Here is a 924-nt window from a genome sequence, read left to right as displayed (position 1 = left end):
ATCTGAGGAAATAGTTAAAGCAAAACAAAATTATTCAGAGTTACACTCTAAATTTCTAAGAAATTGGCTAAAAGCCAGTATGTATGCATTAAAAATGGATACAGCAAGTTATCGTGTAACAATCTATGCTTATACACAAGAAAAGAAATTTCTTTATTTATCTCGCTACTCTAAAAACTCTAGTTACAATGAACTCCATTCTATTGAATTTTCTCCCAACCAGGGGGTTATTAGTAAAGCTTGGAATCATGGAACTCATATAGATATTAAGGATTGCCCGATATATCATTCGGATCCAACAGGTTACATTAAATATATTCATGAGGTATATGGCTACTCACATGAAAAAATTTCTTCTCTTACTATGAAATCTTGCCAATATGTTGCCTTTACTGTGAATGATGAACAGGGACCAATAGCGGTTATTGTTTTTGAAAATGATTGCTTAATAAAAGAAAGTATTTCTAGTCAAAAGGTAGGTCAAATAATTAATTATTGCGATACACACAATTCGCAACTAGTTTCTTATATACGAGAAGGTATCAAGTGTAATACCTTAGGGGTTAAGAAGTCTTCTTCTGACAGTAAGCAAGTCTCTAAAGTAGAACAAGAAATTTTAAAAGCTTTGGGAATTAATAAGGGAGAGCAATCATGAATATTTTAGCTCAAGTAATGGCTTATTACTGCCTTACCTATCCTCATCCTCAAGAGCTATCAGATGCACGTTTAACAAAAATGGTGTATTTAAGCGACTGGTTTTCTTCATTGTCTTTAGGTAATCAAATTACTGATATCTCTTGGTATTTTAATCATTATGGGCCATATGTAGAGGATGTTCTAACTACTGCTCAACGTTATCCAGATTTATTTAAAGTAAGTCTAGAGCAAAACTATTATGGAAATACAAAGAAGATTATCCAGTAT

The 924-nt window shown here is 32.1% G+C and carries 2 protein-coding genes; both read left to right on the top strand.

The window, feature by feature from the left end; genetic code table 11:
* Window positions 1-655: hypothetical protein (locus tag EER30_RS47830; RefSeq protein WP_164842812.1), on the top strand; the 655-nt coding region annotated here is incomplete at its 5' end.
* Window positions 652-924, top strand: a 273-nt coding sequence (locus EER30_RS46700) for a type II toxin-antitoxin system antitoxin SocA domain-containing protein (protein ID WP_127509799.1), incomplete at its 3' end; no start/stop codon positions are given. The genes EER30_RS47830 and EER30_RS46700, both read left to right, overlap by 4 nt.

Source organism: Actinoplanes solisilvae, assembly GCF_003999975.1.
In the GTDB taxonomy this organism is placed as follows: domain Bacteria; phylum Actinomycetota; class Actinomycetes; order Mycobacteriales; family Micromonosporaceae; genus Actinoplanes; species Actinoplanes solisilvae.
This window is presented reverse-complemented; position numbering and strand designations above follow the sequence as displayed.